A 19,762-nucleotide genomic window follows, 5' to 3' on the forward strand; every position below is an offset into this window, starting at 1 on the left:
ACAAATTTCACAGCAGCACCGGTTTATTTTGGTGATTCCAAAAGTAAAGGAGCACATGAATGGGTCATTGAATTTAAAAAAATGCCTTCGGATCGGGAACAATTCATCCAAATACTGGACAGTTCTTTAAGGGAAATCAATTCAGACTATGATGCCAAGAGATACAAGGACATGGCCCTGACAGCTCCCAAGATCCATTTTGTGGAGGTAGGGATTTTTGAAAAATGGCTAAGGGGAAAGGGCAAACTCGGAGGACAGAACAAAGTACCAAGGCTTTCAAATACAAGGGAGTATTTGGAGGAGGTATTGAAGTTGATTTAAATCCCAATCCCTACAGGCTCTAAGTTGTTCATTTGTCTAAGTATCCATGCCTGTCTTCCGGATATGTAAGCCGTTGGTCTGGCAGGGTTCCATCTGCGTGGATTGGGAAGTACTGCTGCAATCAGTGCAGCTTCCTGCCGGGAAAGTTTGGATGCAGATTTTTTGAAATAGGATTGTGCCGCCGCTTCAATCCCATAAATTCCCTCTCCCATTTCTATGACATTGAGATAGACCTCCATGATTCTTTCCTTACTCCATATCAGTTCGATCAAGAAGGTGAAATAGGCCTCAAGCCCTTTCCTGATCAAATTTCTGGAAGGGCTTAGAAAAACATTTTTAGCGGTCTGTTGCGTGATGGTGCTCCCTCCTTTGACTCTTTTGCCTTTTTGGTTGTTTTCCCATGCGGTCTTAATGGCTTCCAAGTCAAATCCATTGTGGTCCATAAACTTTTGATCCTCGGCACCTATCACAGCTTGGGGGACATTTTTTGAGATTTTGGAAATCGAAACCCAATCCTTGTAAAGCCTCATTTCTTTTTCTTTATCAAAAGCTTGTTCCCAAAGTCTGATCACCATCAATGGGGTAATTGGAACCGGCAAAAACCTGTATAGTACTGTAAAGCCAATGCTTAGAATAAAAAACCAGATAATGATTTTGAAAACTAGCCTTAATAGAAATCTAAATATTTTCATATTATTTTAAATAGTTATCCGCTTCTTTGCCAGAAACCCAATATTCTACTACAGACCAGACGGAAGACGGAAGTCGGAAGACCGATGTAGCATACATTTCAATCTCCTGGCAAGAATTATATTGAATTGGAATTTTACCGGCATCATTGCGTACATATATATTATGATTATGCGTAAGCGGTGGCTTGTATGAATCGGTAATAAAATACAGCATGTGGCATATCCCGTAATTCATCCATGGCATGTTGCATTTCTATGAGCTGTTTTTCTGTAATCAGCCCTTCTTCCAATAAAGAAGGTGCTCCGCTGCTCATCAGGTTTTTCCAATAATTGAATACCGTTCTTTTTTCTTCCGGCTGCCGGCTGTCCAAATGGAATCCTCCCGAGCGCAAGTCAATGTTTCTGTATCCTGCCTCCTCCAATAAGTCACCCAATCGTACGCCTACTTGAGGATCTCCACCAATCTGTACCTGATATTCATTATAGATTCTCCAATATTCCATCACTTCCATTTTTACCGGATAAGTGTAAAAGGTAGTGTTAAATACTTCTGTGATAGAAACTTTGGCATTGTGTTTTAGATATGGCTTCATGCTGAATAAAACGCTCACAGGCTCCGAAACATGTTCCAATACCCAACAAATAAATGCCGCATCATATTGCTTATCCAAATGTAGGTTTTTTGCATCCTGTTGCACAAATGTCACTTTTCTTTCATCATATCCTAGTTTGGACATGTTTTCCAGGGCCTTCTTGATCTGTCTGGATTCATATTCGACACCTGTGATATGGAGATGGGGAAATCTTCTCAGCAGTATTTCAGTTTGTGCACCAACACCACTGCCAATTTCCAGCAATTCATTTACCTCAGAAAAATCTATAAAGTCATAAATGGGCCTTTCGATGACCAATGCCTGTTCACGGAGCCTTTCTTGTTCATCAAGTGTGTAACCGTGGATGTATTTCAAAGATGTTGAATTACTTTTCATGCTTCTGATTTCTATGCAAAATATGCGGAAATATCTATCAATAAAAACCGACCCTCCTGTCTATTTCAATTGAAGAAAAATGAAATCCAATCAAGATAAAGGTTTCATTTAAATTTCCTTTCATGGCAGAGAAGCCTTCTTAAATACAACTGGTTCCTTCAATTTTCCGGTAATTATTTCCATGAAATATTTCAGATCAGGATATATTACGGGGGAGACTAACTGATTCTTAAAGTTAATGGACACATTTATGTTTACAGAATTGTTTAAGATAGTCACACTATACAGGAATGTGGCATTACCCCCTGGTATAGAAATATTTATTTTTTCAGGATAATCATCCAATTCATAGCCTTCCGGTATTTCTATGATTGCGGTGTAGTTGTCATTGAAAATGAAACCGAAATCTACAGGGAACGTCCTGACTTCTGCCTTGAAAGGGTTTTCGGACCACCGGACAAAATGGAAAGGGCTTACAAAAACAGTTTCTTCATCAATTTTGTTTTCCAAAATCTGGAATTTAGTTTCAATTAGCTTTCTCGGTTCAGTTTTTTCTTCCACCTCAAATGAAGCAATTTTACTGGCATTTATTCCTAAAATTTCACTTTTCATGGATTCTGGATCTGCGAGATTTTTGTTCAAATAGGTGATAGCATCATACTCCATAAATCTAACGACAGACTCAGAGACCATGTTATTGGCTTCATTAAACTTAATATCCACTCTCTGTACAATTCCTGAACGGTGTGCCATCTGCAAGGGAATTAGGCCACTGTCTTTTTCCCGCATAATCAACCCTTGGTTCGCATGGAAATTCAAAGGTAGGTAACCAAAAGGCATAGATTTATTGGTTGCATCCAGAAAATAATCCTTACTGTCTGCATTAACATATATAATCAGTTGGTCAAACTGATCCATGAAAGGAGAATCTACCAAATTTGAATGACCATTGCCTTTGCTACTTATCAACAATGGGTAAGCTGTGATGCCGTTTGATCTAAGGTATGCAAGTAATGTCAGGTTAATATCCTGTCTTTCCCCCTGTTTGTTTTCCAAGAAAGCTTTGAGGTTTTTACTTGGCCAGAAGGAAGTTTTGCCGGTAAAAGTAAAATTATCTGTGACATATTGGTAGATATCCTTTGCTTTTTGGGTTTCACTTTCCTGGCTTGGTATAAAGGATTTCAATTGGCCAAGCAAGGAAGAATTGGGTTTTAAATATTGACTGTAGTCATTGGAGTCAGTAATATATTGTACCAATTCCTGCCATGAAGTAAAGCTTTCCTTAAATCCAACTGCGCCACCGTAAGTTCCAGAATTTGCAAATGCATATCCGGCCAATTGAAAACTAATTTTTTCCAAGTAATCATTGTAATTGGAAATCATTGGTTCTTCCCTGATTGACCTGAGATTACTGACTTCCCATTTGTAGATTCCGTCACCTTGCTTGAAATCACATTGGATGGTTTGGTTTCCTTGCGCCAAAAAATTGTAGTTTAAATAAGTAGGGATATTAATGATATATGAGGACTTGATGGTAGGTATGGAATTATGGAAAACCCAGGATTCCAAAAACCTGATTGATTTATTGACTTTAGTATAGGAGTAATCCAGAATAGAGCCCTCTTGTACATTTTTGAAGGTAAACCTGACTTCCTTCCATCCATCTGCATGGACGACGGTAAAAAAATCTTCTTTTCCTAGCTTGACGATTTTTGCTGTGCCATTTTCCCAGTTTATGGTTTGGGCATTCAGCTTGATGATGTCCTGGATATTCTGACTTCCGTAATACCTGATTCCAACAACTGCCCTTCCTTTTCCTGATTCTTTGAGGACTTTAATTCGGCGATGGATTGCAGAATACTGAAATCCTCTCAAAAAATGGTTAGAGGAAGTTTCTCCTAAAACGACAGCATCAGCATCGGGATCGAAATCCACACTTGTCAATTCGATTTCTTGGGGAGAATATTTTCCAAACTTAAAATTTTGGGCAAAGCTTTTTGACATAAAAAATGACAATAGTATGGCTAAAAATAAATGTGCATTTCTCATATATTCAGATTTTTTTAAGGATGATATTTTTAAGAAAATGTTCATTAATTTCACTGATCAACCTTTCTTTTTCTTCATAGGTGATGTCAATGGGGAAATTTACTTCCAACTTGTTTTGGATGGTGATTCCTTTATCTGACGATTGGACATCTACCTGAAATGAAAAAAATTCATTTTTTATCTGCATACTATCTGGTGCCGACTCAATTTCCGTTTCTGTAGGAATCGTAATTAAAATTTCCTCCTCCCATAACAAAATACCACTTTTAACCATTTCTTCTTTAAGCTTTTTCCAGTGACTAGGAAGAATAATCCTTTTGGTAGTCTGCTGTCCATATCTCTGGACAATACCTTCGTATGAAACTTTGGCTATTGGTACTTCCCGGATTTGAGAAGTTTCCAGCTCGTAGTCGATTATAATCACACCAGTTCCACCGATGTTTTTGTTCAGGTAGTTTTTGATGTCAGACCCCGAACGGTATTTTTTCAAGGAGATGAGATCCTCCGATGGAAATCCCTGATAAATATTTTGCCCTCTAAGCTTGGCATCACCACTTTCCAACATTTCAATTTCATAGCGGTTTTTGTAGTGATGTAATTTTTGTGTTCTGTAATTAGGCGTTCTGTCCAAAAATCCCCCATTTTCAGTGATGACCAATACATCTCTGTCCATTGTAAATGATCCTGCAAATCCAGCAGGAAGATAAGTATTAGTGCATTCAAGCCATAATGTGTCCTTTTCCAAAGGGACTCGCAAAAAAGCATGGTTGAAGCGATTGCTCGGAAATTCCGGATCTATAAGAGGGGGATTGTCACCCCCAAATACCAAAGTATATTGGGAGGATATGCCTGCTTCATTGAGCATCCCTTTCATTAAGGTAGTCAAGGCTTTGCACTCTCCATATTTGGTGGCTATAACATCCTCACTTGCCATTGGCATCCATCCCCCAATGCCTAGAGAAATTGAGATGTAGCGGTAATTCTGTTGTAAATAGGTGTAAAGTGTAGATATCTTTTCATAAGGCTCATCTTTGCCTGAAATCATCTCCTGAACCTTAATCTTAAAATCTTGTGGAAGCTTGTCTTTGTCTTTATTCAATTGGCCAATGAATTTGCCAAATCCATCCCAGCTTTCCATGTTGGAATAATACCCTTCTAAAGCGAATTTTTTTGGAGCAATACTGATATATGGATTTTCTTCCTCGGATTTTTGGCCAACTGGCTCTATATTTTCAAGTAACCATTTTTTTATCACAAGCTCACCTACTTTCACCTCTTCTGGCTCGAAATCTATATTTTCTTCCTTATATCTTATACCCAAAGATGAAGGATATTGAACGTCGAGACTTGCACTTTTAAGTTTTTGGTTGTAATTTTTAACAGGTATCCATGACTGAATTAAGAAATTGTGATTGGTTTTTCTCTCTACTTGGATATCGATCATTATAGGTGTCTGATAGCCTTCCAGTTCGAATATTTTTAATTTTGTATCATCAAATAAACTTATATTATTTATGTAGGATATTTCTTTGAGGTCTTTTAGTCTGTATTTTTTGATGACCTTTCCTGTAATAGGATTCTTGATGGTAGCTTCAAAATTTTGTATCTGGTTTAATTTGTCATGGGGCATTTTCATTGTAGCATGATCTAACCCCCTTTTGTCCAGTATCAATAAAGAGTATTCACTTTTGTAATTGACTGAATAGTCCAGATTGAGAACTATAAAATCTTTTCGTTCCAAAACAGAAAATGTGGGAACTTCAATTTGGGCTGATAAAAAATGTGGGATTCCTGCAATAGCCAGATAACTAGCTAAAAGGCAAAATTTTCGAAACATAAGATTTGGGCGATAAAATTCAAATTTATCGGATTAGTTGAAAATAAAAACAATTTGATCCATAAATTTTTAGGATTAAAAGAAGATGGTCTTTTATATAGAAAGAGCTTATGGAAATAGATTGATCCTGAATTTTACCCTAAATGAATATTTTTATTACCTTTAATCTTAAATTTTAAGTATACCTATGAGCCAAATTACTATTGGAAGCTTCGAGGATTTTGAAAAATATATAGGAAGGGAATTGGGGGTATCTGAATACCACCAAATCACGCAAGAGCAGATCAATAAATTTGCCGATGCTACCATTGACCATCAATGGATCCACACGGACCCTGAAAGGGCAAAAATTGAAGGATCCTTTGGAGATACTATTGCCCATGGTTACCTTACCCTCTCATTAGTTCCTTATCTTTGGGACCAGATCATCCATGTCAATAACCTCAAGATGATGGTTAATTATGGGATTGAAAACCTTCGATTTGCACAGGCAGTTTTAGTCAACAACGAAGTCAGATTGAGTGCGAATTTAAAAAACGTGGTCAACCTCCGAGGAACTATAAAGGCTGAGGTAAACGTTAAATTGGAAATTAAAAACCAAAAGAAACCGGCTTTCACTGGAGTTTTGGTTTTCTTATATCATTTTCACGGTTGATTATTACATGAATTACATATAAATTGGGATTTGAAGTGTAATTTTATCACATTTATATTATGACTAAAACTAACGAAATTAATCACCCCAACTAATTATTTTTCATAATCCACCCTATGATGATTTATTAATTAACCTATTAAAATTATTAGTTATGAACCAATCCCTCAAATTTAATGACAAGGGGAATTCACAGTTTTTTGTGACCATCAAAAACAGAGTTGACATATATTTCAAGGAAAATAATATTTCCAAAAACGCCAATTCGGCAATGATTTGGAAAACAGTACTTTACCTTGGGTCATGGATAGGCCTATATCTTGTGATTATTTTGGAGCTTTTCCCAATTTATGTCAATTTCTTTTTGGCTATTGTTTTGGGTATGAATATGGCATTTATAGGCTTTAATGTCTGCCATGATGCATTACATGGTTCCTATTCCAAACATGGTTGGATCAATAAATCTCTTGGATTTATTTTCCATTTTATCGGTGCAAACGTGTATGTTTGGAATATCACCCACAATAAAGTTCACCATACATATACCAACATTGTGGGGCATGATGGGGATTTGGATGTAGCGCCGGGGATGGTAAGGGTGTCTCAGGATGAGCCTTTGAAGCCTTTTCATAAGTTTCAACATATCTATGCATTTGCGTTATATTCACTAGCTTCCTTATCCTGGTTTTTCAGAAAGGATTACGTGAAGTTTTTTCAGAAGAAAATCGGATCACATGTCAACAATCATCCGAAAATCGAGTATTTCAACCTGTTCTTTTACAAGTTGATGTATTATGGAATTTATATTGTCATTCCGTTGGTCGTAATGGACATCACTTGGTGGCAATTTACGATTGGTTTTTTGGTGATGAATTTCGCGGAAGGTTTGGTTTTAGGCTTGGTATTTCAGCTTGCCCATTTGGTAGAAGATACTGATATGCCACTTCTTAAAGAAAATGAGAATATAGAAGAATCATGGGCAGAACATCAAATGAGAACCACTGCTAATTTTGCGAGAAAAAGTAAAATTGCTGCTTTCTTGTGCGGAGGATTGAACTTTCAAGTGGAGCATCACCTGTTTCCAAAAGTCTGCCATATCCATTATCCTACTATTTCAGATATTGTGAAGGAGACCGCCCATGAATTTGATCTGCCTTATAATGAGAATGACACCTTTATGAGTGCATTGAAATCTCATTATCTTTTCTTAAAGAATGCAGGTAGGAATGAAGAAATAGCTGAACCCATCCTTTCCTCAAGGGAAAGAGAAATGGTAGCTTGATATAATTCTTTATCTATGGAGGTCCTGAATGATTTCTTTGAACATATCCACTCCAACAGGGATAAGTTCATCAGGGAAGTCAAAGTCAGGTTCATGTAATTGAGGTTGTTTTTTCCCTGATCCCAGTCCAAAGAGTAAGGTTTTGGTATGTAAAGAAAAAAGGCCAAAATCCTCAGACCATCTGAAAGGTATACGGATGTGCTTTGTTTTAAGCTTTAGCCTTTTTGCGGCTTCATTACCAAAATTCCAAGCATCTTCATCATTGTGGGTGGCAGCAAAACTTTCCACATATTCAAAAGAAACTTCGAGACCGTATTCTTTGGCAATTTGTCTGACAAGCTTTTCAGCATAAGAAACCAACAAATCCCTTGTTTCATTTTCGTGTGCCCTTAAAGTGGCCCTCACAGTAGCCTCACCGGGAGTAGTACCAAAGGCTATTTCACCCAATTGGGCATGAATAACCGTTACTAAAGTGAATTTTTTCATGGCATCAGGAAGTCTTTCCAATGCCACAATCGTTTTGGCCATAGCTTCAGCCGGACTGTTGCCAGCTTCAGGATGGGCCGAATGAGAGTTTCTTCCTTTTAAATGAACTGTCATTCCTACAGAAGCTGCTGCAAAAGCTCCTTTTTTTAGAATGATCTGCTTGCTGTCAAATGTGGGGAGGTTGTGGAGGGCAAAGGCATAATCAGGTTTGATGGACTTGAATTTTGGATCTTTGAGGACAGCTTCAGCACCCGCACCTGTTTCTTCAGCAGGTTGGAACAACAGCACCACTTTGCCTTTTAAAGGAGGGTTTTTGGAAAGATGGATGCCCAAGCCACTGATGATGGCCATGTGCCCATCATGTCCGCAGACATGTGATTTACCTGGTATGGTACTGATATGCTTGATGTTGTTGTCTTCTTTGATAGGCAGGCCGTCCAATTCACAACGGTAAAGAGAAACAGGCCCTTCCTTTATTCCTTCATATATAAAAGCCAAACCATGACCTCCTAGTTTTTGGATTACTTTACTTGGATTAAGGTCTTTGAAAAAGGTCAAAACTCTTTTGGCAGTTTCTCTTTCCTCCCCCGAAATCTCTGGGTGTTGGTGCAAAGTTTTTCTGAATTCAATGAGGGTTTTAAGGGTATCTTTTTCCATGGGTTTTTTCTTTGTGTCAAAAATAAACGAATAAGGCTTCTTTAATTGACAAAATTAATAGCGGGATTGTTCCCATGATTTATAATGAAGATTTTAGATTTTAGAAATGAGATGTGAGATGCGAGACTTTAATTGGTTTGAACTTTTTTGTGAATGAGCTTGGTGAATTGTAGTTTTTGTCAGACTACAACTTCCAAATGACCACTGACTAATGACACATACCGTGTACTGACACTGCCTAATGACTCTGACCACGACAAACTTCGATTGAACACACTATCAACTGAAAACCGCGACTGACTACTCTGGACTTCCAACACTATTCATCTCCTAGGAATTGGAAATTCCTAAATCTCTGCAAAAGGAAACCCATTTTTTTCAAGAACTTTTTTATATTGTCATTTGCTAACAACTTAATCCATTTGTCATGACAACAGAACAAAAAACTGCCATTGAGCAGGAAATCGAAGACCTAAAATCAAGTCTTACAGGGGACATGTTCCAGGATATGGAAGCCCGCGACAGAATCCATAATTTGGAGATGCAATTGAAAGGTGTAAAACCTGTGGGCAGCCATTTTGACTGCATAGGTTGTGGTAGTTGAGTTTTTTTTGGAACCACAAAAGGAACAATAGGTAACAAAAGATTCAATTCAAATCTTTCTTTTGTTCACTTTTGACACTTTTGTGGTTCCATTAATTTTTAAAATCAAAAGTTTAATCTTAGGCTATATATTAAAATTTCTTCAGTCATCGATCTTTAGTAATCCTAGAATAAAGAAAAAGTTACATTAGTAATCAATTTTCCCTAAAATGACCAATCACAGATATTTCCTTGTGTACAAGCCATTTGGTATTCTAAGCCAGTTTTCAGGGGGTAAGGGTACATTGAAGGATGTTGGAGATTTTCCAAAAGAAGTCTATCCTGTAGGGAGGTTGGATAAGGATTCGGAGGGTTTGTTGTTATTAACTGATGATAAAGTCCTTAATCATCATTTGCTCGATCCCAAGTTTCGTCATATCAGGACATATTTGGCCCAAGTAGAAGGGATTCCTGATGCTAAGGCTATACAATCATTGGAATCCGGAGTTGATATCAATATTGATGGTAAAACATACAGGACCAAAAAGGCTTTTGCCAAGCATTTGGTTGAACAGCCAATATTGCCAGAAAGAAATCCACCAATCAGGTATAGAAAATCTGTCCCGGATTCCTGGATAGAATTGAAGCTAATAGAAGGCAAAAACCGTCAAGTACGGAAGATGACCGCTGCTGTGGGACTACCCACTTTGAGGTTGGTAAGGAGGTCGATAGAATCCTTGAATATAGAGGGATTGGGAGTGGGGGAATTTAGGGAATATGAAAAAGACGAATTGTATAGGTTATTGAATATTAAACCACAAAAATTAAAAGGCATTAAGTAAAAATTCTGTTCTTAATGTTTTTAAAGATTTCCGAACAAAAAGAAAGGTAAATACCTCCCAATCCCAACCATCCATCAATAAGCAAAATCAGAAATTGGGATAAAGGGTATTTTGTTATAATTTAGCCACCTTTAAAAAGATATAAGACATGAGATGACTTGTCCGCCGTGGCGGATGAGATGTGAGACATTAGACACAAGACGTGAGATTTGAGACTTTAGAAATTGACCAAAAAGCATAAATAATAATAAATAGGGATTGTTTGAATATTATTTCTATTTATTTCAACCATATTTCCATCATAATTAAATAAAAATATTCCATGCATCAGGACAAGATCCAACAGGTCATAGAAGAAGTAAAAAAAGTAGTGGTAGGTCAGGATAGGATGGTCAATAGGTTATTGATCGGACTTTTTACCAATGGACACGTGCTTTTAGAAGGTGTGCCCGGATTGGCAAAGACATTGACTGTAAACACGCTGGCAAGGGTACTGCACCTTGATTTCAAAAGAATTCAGTTTACCCCGGATTTGTTGCCCTCTGATCTGGTGGGAACGATGATTTACAATCAGCAGGAAGCAAGTTTTGAGGTGAAGAAGGGGCCTATTTTTGCCAACATTATATTGGCTGATGAGGTCAACAGGTCACCTGCTAAAGTACAGTCTGCGCTCTTGGAAGCCATGCAGGAAAAGCAAGTGACAATCGGTGAAACCACGTTTCAGTTGGACAAGCCATTCTTGGTATTGGCAACCCAAAACCCAGTGGATCAGGAGGGAACTTATCCTTTGCCTGAAGCACAGGTGGATAGGTTTATGATGAAAGTACATATCGACTATCCTTCCAAGGCAGATGAAATGGAAGTAATGCGCCGTATGGCCAATATGTCCTTCAGTTCCGAAGTCAATGCCGTACTTTCCAAAGAGGATATTTTTGCGATCCGCAATCAGATCAACGAAGTCAAAATCGCCGAGCCTTTGGAGAACTATATCATTGAATTGGTTTTTGCCACAAGGTCTCCTGAAAAGTACGGGATGAAAGAAGAAGCCAAGTATATTCAGTTTGGTGTTTCCCCTAGGGCAAGTATCAATTTGCATTTGGCTTCTCGTGCTGCGGCCTTTATGGATGGTCGGGATTATGTCTTGCCAGAAGACATCAAAGCCGTGGCTGAAGATGTATTAAATCACCGCTTGATCCTCAATTATGAGGCGGAAGCAGACAATATCAGTACCCGAGATCTGGTACGTCTGTTTTTGGAGAAAATACCTATTAACAAATCCGTAACATTGAAATAGCTCAAAAACAAACTGATATTCGGATAAATCCTTTTTGTTTACGATAAACAGTCATTACAATATTAAAAAATTGTGATGACTGTTTTTTTTTTCCACCTCTTATTAATGAATTGATAATTTTCACAACGCTCTCAATTAACATTTACTGTTGAATTTTGTGCAGTTAAAAATTGCTGCTGTACAAATTTTACAAAAAATGAAAAAACTAATTTACTTATCACTTCTTTCCTTCTTTATCTTGGGCTTTGCAAGAGCTCAATCCGGAAGTGTTAGAGGTGTCGTCACTGATGGCACAACCGGTGAAACCATTATCGGTGCCAATGTTAGAATTGAAGGGACCATGCTTGGCGTGGCCACCGGACTTGATGGAGATTTTGATATTGCCAAAGTGGAACCTGGCAAGTACAATATCATCGTCTCTTTTATTTCATACAAAACCCTTAGGTTTGAAGATGTCTTAGTCGTCTCAGAGAAAGCAACAGTAATTGATGTTGTATTGGAAGAAGACCTGGATGACTTAAATGAAGTGGTTGTAATAGCCACAAGGGAAACAGGTTCAAACATTGCCATAGTTTCTGAAATCAGAAATTCCCTTCAGGTAGTCAGTGGTATATCTGCTGACCAAATCAGCCTTTCCCAAGATGGAAATGCCGCACAGGTAATGAAACGTGTATCCGGAGTGAGCATTGTTGACAATAAGTTTGTCAGGGTTCGTGGTGTGGATGATCGATACAACGTGGTGATGATCAACAATTCCATTGCACCGACCACCCAAGTGGATAAAAGAACTTTTTCCTTTGATCTGATACCAAGTGATAATCTTGACAGGATGTTGATTTATAAATCAGCTTCCCCAGAAGTTCCAGGTGATTTTGCTGGTGGAATGATCAAGGTCTTTACCAAGAATTCCCCTGATGATGATTTTATCAACATTGGTTTGGGAACAGGATACCGTCAGAACACTACTTTCAGACAATACAGTCAAACCCAAGGATCAAAAACAGATTGGTTGGGATTTGACAGTAATAGAGGATTGCCAGCAACATTTCCGACAACAGAAGAATTGAATACATCCGGCTCTGGAAATATTCTAAGAGCAAATGCTGGACAATCTTTGACTAATAATTACAGAATGGATTCCACCAATGCTTCACCTGATGCAAATGTTGGACTTGCCTTTGGTAAAAACTGGAGAATTGGAGGAAAAAGACTATCAACTTTAACAAGTGTCTCATGGTCACAAAATTACCAATATTTTTTAGCTGATAGAAATAGATACTTTTTTCCTGAACCGGGAACACCTACTGAAAAAAGAGATGAATATTTTGACAATACCTATGTCAAAATGAATGAAGTTGGATTTATGTCCAATTGGATGCTGAGGTTAAATTCTAATCATAAGATAGAATTCAGGAACCTTTTCAATCAAAGTGGAATGAATGAAACGGTTTTCAGGACAGGTAAGGATTTTATCCAAAGGCCAGATGGTGCTCAGGATTATTCATTCAGGTATGAATCAAAAAGATTGTATTCCGGTCAATTGGAGGGTACCCACCTTTTTAATGATGAAATGACCAAATGGAATTGGGTGATCGGAGGAAATTATCTTTATCATGAAGAACCCGATTTTAGAAGATTGAGGACAAGATTCAGTCCGGAAGGTGAAGGTAGTTTCCAGATCATTGCGCCTCCAAGTTCAAGTCCTCAAGATTTGGGTAGGTATTATGGCTTTATGAATGAAAAAGGAGTAGTCAATGGCTTAAACTTTGAGAAAAAATTCAAAGGGGTTGAACAAGACAGACCAAAGATTTTCAGAGCGGGATATCTCGCTGATTACAAATGGAGAGATTTTTCTGCCAGATACATTACTACATTTTTCCCGGGATTTCATGACCAGGAAGCAGGAGAGCAATTGATCAGAAAGCCCATTTATGAATCATTTGCTCCTGAGAATTATCGTCAAGGAGACGGATGGTTGATCCAAGAAGGAACAAGGCCAAATGATCAATATGATGCATCGACTTTAGTGGCTGCGGGCTATGCAGGAGGGGTTTACCCTGTGGGTGATTTTAATTTATCCGGTGGTGTAAGAACTGAATATAGTATTCAGGAACTTACAAGTGGTAATGACGCAGGTCCAGTAAATGTTGAAAATGTTGAACTTGCCATTTTGCCATCATTTAATATTGATTATAATTTCAGTAAAAGATCTTTGATCCGAGCCGGATATGGTAAGACCTTGAATAGGCCTGAATTCAGGGAGTTTGCTCCTTTCCTTTATTACAGCTTTGAATTTATTGCTGGATTTTTTGGCAATCCGGATCTTCAAATGGCAAGAATTGATAATATCGATCTTCGCTATGAGTTCTATCCAAACGAAGGAGAGACTTTTAGTATTGGAGCATTTTATAAGTTTTTTAAAGATCCAATTGAGAAAGTACAGCAGAATATCACGGAAACCTTACAATTCACTTATGCCAACGCAGATGATGCAACAGTGTATGGTCTTGAAATAGAAGCTAGAAAAGCTTTGAGTACAGTGACTTCAGCACCATTTGTCAAAAACCTTTCATTTAATGTCAATGCCTCATTGATTTGGTCTGAGGTATTTCTTGGTGAAGATGTGGCATTCGAAGCTAACAGGCGGGCACTACAGGGTCAGTCACCTTACGTGGTTAATGCGGCCATGTACTATATCGAACCCATCAGTAATTTTCAGGCTAGTTTGGCATACAATGTTCAAGGCCCTAGAATCTTTGTAGCAGGTAACGTCAACAATCCTTCTATTTATGAACTTGAAAGACACGCTGTAGACCTTACAATCAGCAAAACTTGGAGAGAAAAAACCACTGTTAAGTTTGGTATTCAGGATTTGTTGAATTACCAGTACAGATTTTATCAGGACTCCAATTTTGACAAAAAAATATCTCCTGATGTGGATGACCCTATGTATCTGTGGAGAAAAGGAACCCTTTTAAGTCTGACTTTGAATCACCGAATCAAATAACTACACATAACTAAATTTAATAAATGATTACTAATTCAAAAACTATGAAACAATTAAACAATCTGATGAAGCTAAGCTTGTCTTTAGCATTTGTCTTAGTCCTTTTCTCTTGTGGTGAAGACCCAGTTCCAACAGTGAGTTATACACTGTCAACCCTTTCATTACCCTCTCAAGGAGGTACTGTTACTCCTGCTTCAGGAACTCAAGCTGAAAATGCTTCTGTATCCGTTACTGCCACTCCTGCTGCGGGATGGGCTTTTGTAAGATGGGAAGGTGATTTGACGGGTTCTACCAATCCTGCATCCCTCACCATGAATGCTGACAAAGCAGTTGTTGCAGTATTTGAGGAAGTGAGCAATGTTGAAACGCTGCAGGGCAATTTAACTACAAGAAGACTTACAAATGACAAGCAATACCTAATTGTCGGTCAGGTGTTCGTTCCAGATGGTGTGACTGTAACTATTGATCCAGGTACTATTCTCTATGGACAAAAAGCTACTAGGGGAACACTCATTGTAGACAGAGGTGGAAAATTGATTGCTAAAGGAACAGAGGCTGAACCCATTGTGATGACTTCTGCTCAAAATCCAGGTGAAAGAGATCGAGGTGATTGGGGTGGATTGGTGATTTTGGGAAGAGCAGCGACCAACCAAGTAGATCCTGCTATTGAAGGAATAGATCCTGTAAGGATTTTTGGAGGCACTGATAATAGTGACAGTTCAGGTGAATATGAATACCTGAGAGTAGAATATGCTGGTATTGAGTTGACCCCAAACAATGAAACAAATTCCATCACTATGGGTGGTGTTGGAAGTGGAACCTTTATGGAACATTTGGTAGTATCCTATGGTGGTGATGATGGATTTGAGTGGTTTGGTGGTAATGTTGATGGAAAATACTTAGTATCTGTATCTACTTGGGATGATGATTTTGATGTAGATTATGGCTATTCAGGCAATGTGCAGTTTGGACTTGCTGTAAGAAACCCATTCTTCGCAGATCAATCCCAGTCAAATGGATTTGAGACTGATAACGGACCTAATGACAATGATGTAACGCCATATACAACTGGTGTATTCTCCAACATTACAATTTATGGACCAAGAGATAGAGTAGGTAGATCAATTTCAGGAAACAATGCACAAGGCATAGATTTGAGAAGAAGAACTGCTTTATCCATTATGAACTCAGTTATTACTGGATTCCCAATTGGATTGAGATTCAATACAGCGTCAGTAACTGGTCAATATCAAAATGGAACGGGAGTATTGGATAACAATATTCTTATTGTACCTAACACAGACTATGCGTCAGGTGGTGGCGCAAATGTTGCTGATGTAAAATCAATTTGGGAAGCTTCAAATTCTACTGTGGCACTTCCTGCTGCTGATGGACCATGGGAAGATTTCTATAGAGGATATGGTTTAAGACCCGAAAACTTTTTTGCTAGATATACATTGTTGACATATCCTAATAACCCTGATTTCAGCCTTTTGCCTAATGGTACATTAGCAACTGGTGCTGATTTTACCAATGCTAAATTGGGTGATTTCTTTGACAAAACTGTTCCATTTGTAGGAGCGTTTGGTGCTACCGATTGGACAGATGGTTGGGTTAATTTTAACCCTATCAATACAGATTATTCACAAGATTAATCTTTAACCAATTTTAAAAGGCTTGTCAGGATAACAATCTTGACAAGCCTTTTTATTTACAATTATTTGCAAGGAAATAAACATGAAGCTATACGTAATTCTATTTGTTGTAATTCTGATTTCTTTGGTTTCTTGTGAAAGCAAACCAAAATATTCTCCAGAAAGAAGCTTGACAGAAAAAGAACAAAGTCAAATACTCTATACCACAATTAGATATTTGGGGCATTTGCCTAAAAAGGGGACCTATGAAAATAAATTTGAAGAACAGTTTGATGAGTATTATTCCAAACTGGTTTTGGATTTTAAGATTGAAGCATACCATAAAGATGGTGACTACGAATATTTTCTGGCCAGCAGGATTGCTCCGTCGATTAAAGTGAAAAAAGTGGCAGTCGGGGTGAAAATGAAAAGAAATGAAACAGGAGAATTGACTTATTATGAAGAGGTCTTCAGGACCTGGAAATTTGAAATTCCCGAAATGAAGGAAAAAGGCTTGATGCTGTTTGATAAAATGGTAAAAGCTGAGGATTTAAGTCCCTATTACATTCAAAATTCAGCTCCTGAGGAATTCATAGAATTTCCTGATGACAAAGTATATTTTGATTTGGAAGAAAAAAGATGGAAGGTGCATAGTACCATGGATCAACTTTCGCAGAATTGAATTTTTTTTTAGCCTGATATTCTATAAAGAGGATTTGAGAATTTTTCCAATTTTTATCGGAAAGCACTAAAAAAAGAACCAAATTCTACAAAAAATACCCTGTTTAGGGTATTTTTTGGTATTAGTGAAAGGGTTAAATTTGTAAAGTACGATAAAGTATTTTTCCACGGTTTTTTGATAAAACATAGGGGATAATAAAAAAACTCATTTTTTATCCCCAATTTTTTTTTATACCAATCCCCAATTTAATTTTTTTTTCAAACCATATCGGTCAAGTATCTATAAATATCTACCAGTATCTTAATAACAAGAATTCGGCATTTTATCAGGTTAAAGGAAATCTACATATCCACATTCTAATATCTCAAACCCACCTTTACCCCACCATAAAAATTCCGTCCTGGGGCAGGTTGGAAAAACCGGTTGGCAAAAGCATTCAGATCATTTCCCAAGCTATACACTTCATCCAATAGATTATCCGCACCTCCATATACTTCCACATCCCAACGGCTGCCTAGGGTATTTCTCCAACCCAATCTGCTGCCAACCAAATTATACGAATCCTGAAAGACAGTATTCGCATCATTCAAGGGTATTGCATCTACATATTGATGGGTGAAATTTAAGTAAAAACCCAATTTGCTTCTAATATCCAATAAATTAACCGAGGTATTTGGCGAAACTCCGGTCAGTTGGTTTCCGGAAAAATCATTTCCCCCACTTTCGAAATCTGCAAAATTGAAGTAATGACCTGTAAAGGCATGGTTAAGCTTTACTTCCTGAATCACTGAGTTTTGGTTTCTGAACAAGACATAATCCAAACTGACTTCTATCCCTTTCTGATCAGTAGCCCCTGCATTCCTAAACAGTACCACTCCCTGTTCATTGGTAAATGTCGTTATAGTCTGATCCAGCTTAAAATAGAAGGCCGTAAAGTCCAGGTTGAAAATACCAAAGCGGCTTCGGTATCCTGCTTCATAATTAATCCCTCTTTCCGCTTCCAGATCCAAATTGATGCTTCCCTCATTGGTTCTGACTTCGGCAATGGTAGGGGGAGAAAAACCGGAACTTATGCTGCCGTGAATTCCCGAATGGTCATCCAGTTTGTACACCATTGCGATTCTTGGAACCACAATGGGATTGAAGTTTCTTCTGTTGGATGATGGTTGGTTACGTCCGGCATCTATGGTTCTAATGATGTCATATCTCCCAAAATTCTGGCTGAATCCCAAGGTCATCAGGATTTTTGAAGTCCATTCTATTTCCAATTGCTGAAAAAGAAATGCCTGTGTGGTAATCAGGTCATCACTGAACCTGATGGTGTCTGCCTGACCCTGTCTGTTTCCAAAATTCTGGGCCAAAGTTTTTCCAAACTGATATTCACCACCTGCCACTATCTGTACAGGAAATTGTCCCCATTCGTCATTGTACGAGAATTTTGACCTTCCCCCATAACTGAATGCAGTTTCTTTTTTGTAGTCAAGGATAAATGGATTTTCAAATTCGGTGGTGTTAACATATAAGGCTGTGGTATTGGCCCATTTATCATTGAAATCTATTTGGTGGGAGAGCGTACCATAAAGTGTTTTCTGTGCAATAGAACTATTTTGGCCGACGGAACCAGGTCTTGCCTGTCTCCTATCTTCTTCCAACTGTGTGGCATTAAGCGCTCCAGGAATCTGATAATTAAGGTCCGAATATAGAATTTGACTGGAAAGAGTTTGTTTTGTTGAAGGCTTAGTATGCATAGCAAGCTGAAACACCTTTCTGTCCAATGCACTGTGTTCCCTATAGCCTTCTGACTTTTGGTGGACGTAGGAGGCATTGATTCCTCCTTCCCCGATTTTCTGGTCTATTCCAAATCGATACCTAAATAATCCAAAGTCCCCGATACCAATGTCCGATGAAAGGTAATTTTCAGAAACTGTTTTCCTACTCTCCATGCTGATGACACCGCCGTTTCCTGCACCAAATATACTTCCTGCCGGACCCTTGATGATTTCTGTATTCTGAAGGTTGGAAAGGTCTAGGATATTCAATGCTGTGGTACCATCCGGAGATGTAAAAGGAATGTCATTCCAATAAACCTTCACATTCCGAACCCCAAAAGGTGACCTTAGAGAACTTCCTCTAATGGATATCCTGTAACTGGCAGGAGCTCTTTCTTCAACCCTGATTCCGGGCTTGGTATTGAATGCGCTCAGAAGAGAATTTTCATTAAAACGGTACAATTCATTTTCCAAAACTTTGCTAATGGCACCAGCCTGATGCACCAAAGGACGTTCGGATTCAAATCCTGATACAACCACTTCACTCAAGGAGCTGATACTAGGTATCAACTCAATGGTCTTGTTCTCGTTTGGATTGAGCTGAACGGAAAGTTTTTCAAAGGAAATATGTGAAAACACGAGTAGGGTAGGATTATTTAAATTGAGAACAACTTCCCCATTAGAATTCGAAACCTGATTATCCTGACCCTTAATTTTTACAAGGACACCAGGGATAGTATTTTGAGTAATTTTATCCAAAATGACGATGCGGTTTTGTCCATAAGTAGGAAGAGAAACCAAAAGAAAGAGCAGCCAAACGGTTATTTTCATGCCGAAATATATAGTATTTGAAAAGGCTTACAAAGAAGCATTTTATAAAAGGAGAAATGATGCAAAAAGACGTGATTTTTTTTCTTTTCTTACAGATTTGGATGGGATTAATTCAGCACCAATAGTTTGACCTTTGGCGTATGCCTTTGGGGT

Annotated in this window: 16 protein-coding genes; 10 read left to right on the plus strand and 6 right to left on the minus strand. The window is 38.1% G+C overall.

The window, feature by feature from the left end; genetic code table 11:
• Positions 1–321, plus strand: a 321-nt coding sequence (locus ACEW8U_RS02135; RefSeq protein ID WP_373520386.1) for a GH3 auxin-responsive promoter family protein, incomplete at its 5' end; no start/stop codon positions are given.
• Here ACEW8U_RS02135 and mtgA read toward each other — a convergent pair.
• The 4 genes from mtgA to ACEW8U_RS02155 all read right to left on the minus strand — a co-directional run bounded on the left by mtgA (position 318) and on the right by ACEW8U_RS02155 (position 5,888).
• Complete coding sequence (gene mtgA / locus ACEW8U_RS02140) at positions 318–1,013, minus strand: monofunctional biosynthetic peptidoglycan transglycosylase (protein WP_373520387.1); 696 nt, start codon at positions 1,011–1,013, stop codon at positions 318–320. The two genes, ACEW8U_RS02135 and mtgA, sit on opposite strands and share 4 nt — an antisense overlap.
• Before the next feature lie 167 nt (positions 1,014–1,180).
• The gene (locus ACEW8U_RS02145) at positions 1,181–2,002 is read right to left on the minus strand and encodes a class I SAM-dependent methyltransferase (protein ID WP_373520388.1); all 822 of its coding nucleotides are present in this window, start codon (positions 2,000–2,002) and stop codon (positions 1,181–1,183) included.
• 120 nt (positions 2,003–2,122) lie between these two features.
• Entirely contained in the window at positions 2,123–4,051 is a 1,929-nt protein-coding gene (locus ACEW8U_RS02150; protein WP_373520389.1) for a DUF3857 domain-containing protein, read from the minus strand.
• A 4-nt stretch (positions 4,052–4,055) separates the two neighbouring features.
• Complete coding sequence (locus ACEW8U_RS02155) at positions 4,056–5,888, minus strand: DUF3857 domain-containing protein (RefSeq protein WP_373520390.1); 1,833 nt, start codon at positions 5,886–5,888, stop codon at positions 4,056–4,058.
• A 187-nt stretch (positions 5,889–6,075) separates the two neighbouring features.
• On the opposite strand from ACEW8U_RS02155, the gene ACEW8U_RS02160 reads away from it, so the two are divergent.
• Both ACEW8U_RS02160 and ACEW8U_RS02165 read left to right on the plus strand, forming a co-directional pair.
• Entirely contained in the window at positions 6,076–6,543 is a 468-nt protein-coding gene (locus ACEW8U_RS02160; protein ID WP_373520391.1) for a MaoC family dehydratase, read from the plus strand.
• Positions 6,544–6,697: 154 nt separating this feature from the next.
• Positions 6,698–7,825, plus strand: a complete 1,128-nt coding sequence (locus ACEW8U_RS02165) for a fatty acid desaturase (protein ID WP_373520392.1) — start codon at positions 6,698–6,700, stop codon at positions 7,823–7,825.
• A gap of 9 nt (positions 7,826–7,834) precedes the next feature.
• Here the strand turns inward: ACEW8U_RS02165 and ACEW8U_RS02170 are convergent, their stop codons facing one another.
• Positions 7,835–8,968 (minus strand): amidohydrolase, encoded by a 1,134-nt coding sequence (locus tag ACEW8U_RS02170; RefSeq protein WP_373520393.1) that lies wholly within the window; start codon positions 8,966–8,968, stop codon positions 7,835–7,837.
• Between the two features lie 427 nt (positions 8,969–9,395).
• Between ACEW8U_RS02170 and ACEW8U_RS02175 the strand changes: the two genes are divergently transcribed.
• The 6 genes from ACEW8U_RS02175 (at position 9,396) to ACEW8U_RS02200 (ending at position 17,009) form a co-directional block, all read left to right on the plus strand.
• On the plus strand, positions 9,396–9,572 hold the full coding sequence (locus ACEW8U_RS02175; RefSeq protein ID WP_373520394.1) for a hypothetical protein: 177 nt from the start codon (positions 9,396–9,398) through the stop codon (positions 9,570–9,572).
• A 208-nt stretch (positions 9,573–9,780) separates the two neighbouring features.
• Complete coding sequence (locus ACEW8U_RS02180) at positions 9,781–10,392, plus strand: pseudouridine synthase (protein WP_373520395.1); 612 nt, start codon at positions 9,781–9,783, stop codon at positions 10,390–10,392.
• Between the two features lie 322 nt (positions 10,393–10,714).
• Positions 10,715–11,686 carry an AAA family ATPase gene (locus ACEW8U_RS02185; protein WP_373520396.1) on the plus strand — a complete coding sequence of 324 codons (972 nt, stop codon included), beginning with the start codon at positions 10,715–10,717 and terminating at the stop codon, positions 11,684–11,686.
• A 196-nt stretch (positions 11,687–11,882) separates the two neighbouring features.
• Positions 11,883–14,693, plus strand: coding sequence for a TonB-dependent receptor domain-containing protein (locus ACEW8U_RS02190; protein WP_373520397.1), 2,811 nt, complete (start codon positions 11,883–11,885; stop codon positions 14,691–14,693).
• 44 nt (positions 14,694–14,737) lie between these two features.
• Positions 14,738–16,348 (plus strand): hypothetical protein, encoded by a 1,611-nt coding sequence (locus ACEW8U_RS02195; RefSeq protein ID WP_373520398.1) that lies wholly within the window; start codon positions 14,738–14,740, stop codon positions 16,346–16,348.
• 82 nt (positions 16,349–16,430) lie between these two features.
• Positions 16,431–17,009, plus strand: a complete 579-nt coding sequence (locus tag ACEW8U_RS02200) for a hypothetical protein (RefSeq protein ID WP_373520399.1) — start codon at positions 16,431–16,433, stop codon at positions 17,007–17,009.
• Positions 17,010–17,365: 356 nt separating this feature from the next.
• On the opposite strand, the gene ACEW8U_RS02205 is transcribed toward ACEW8U_RS02200, so the two are convergent.
• Entirely contained in the window at positions 17,366–19,609 is a 2,244-nt protein-coding gene (locus ACEW8U_RS02205; RefSeq protein WP_373520400.1) for a TonB-dependent receptor domain-containing protein, read from the minus strand.
• Between ACEW8U_RS02205 and ACEW8U_RS02210 the strand changes: the two genes are divergently transcribed.
• The gene (locus tag ACEW8U_RS02210; RefSeq protein WP_373520401.1) at positions 19,608–19,739 is read left to right on the plus strand and encodes a hypothetical protein; all 132 of its coding nucleotides are present in this window, start codon (positions 19,608–19,610) and stop codon (positions 19,737–19,739) included. The two genes, ACEW8U_RS02205 and ACEW8U_RS02210, sit on opposite strands and share 2 nt — an antisense overlap.
• Positions 19,740–19,762 lie beyond the last annotated feature (23 nt).

It is taken from the genome of Aquiflexum sp. (assembly GCF_041751335.1).
Lineage (GTDB): Bacteria > Bacteroidota > Bacteroidia > Cytophagales > Cyclobacteriaceae > Aquiflexum.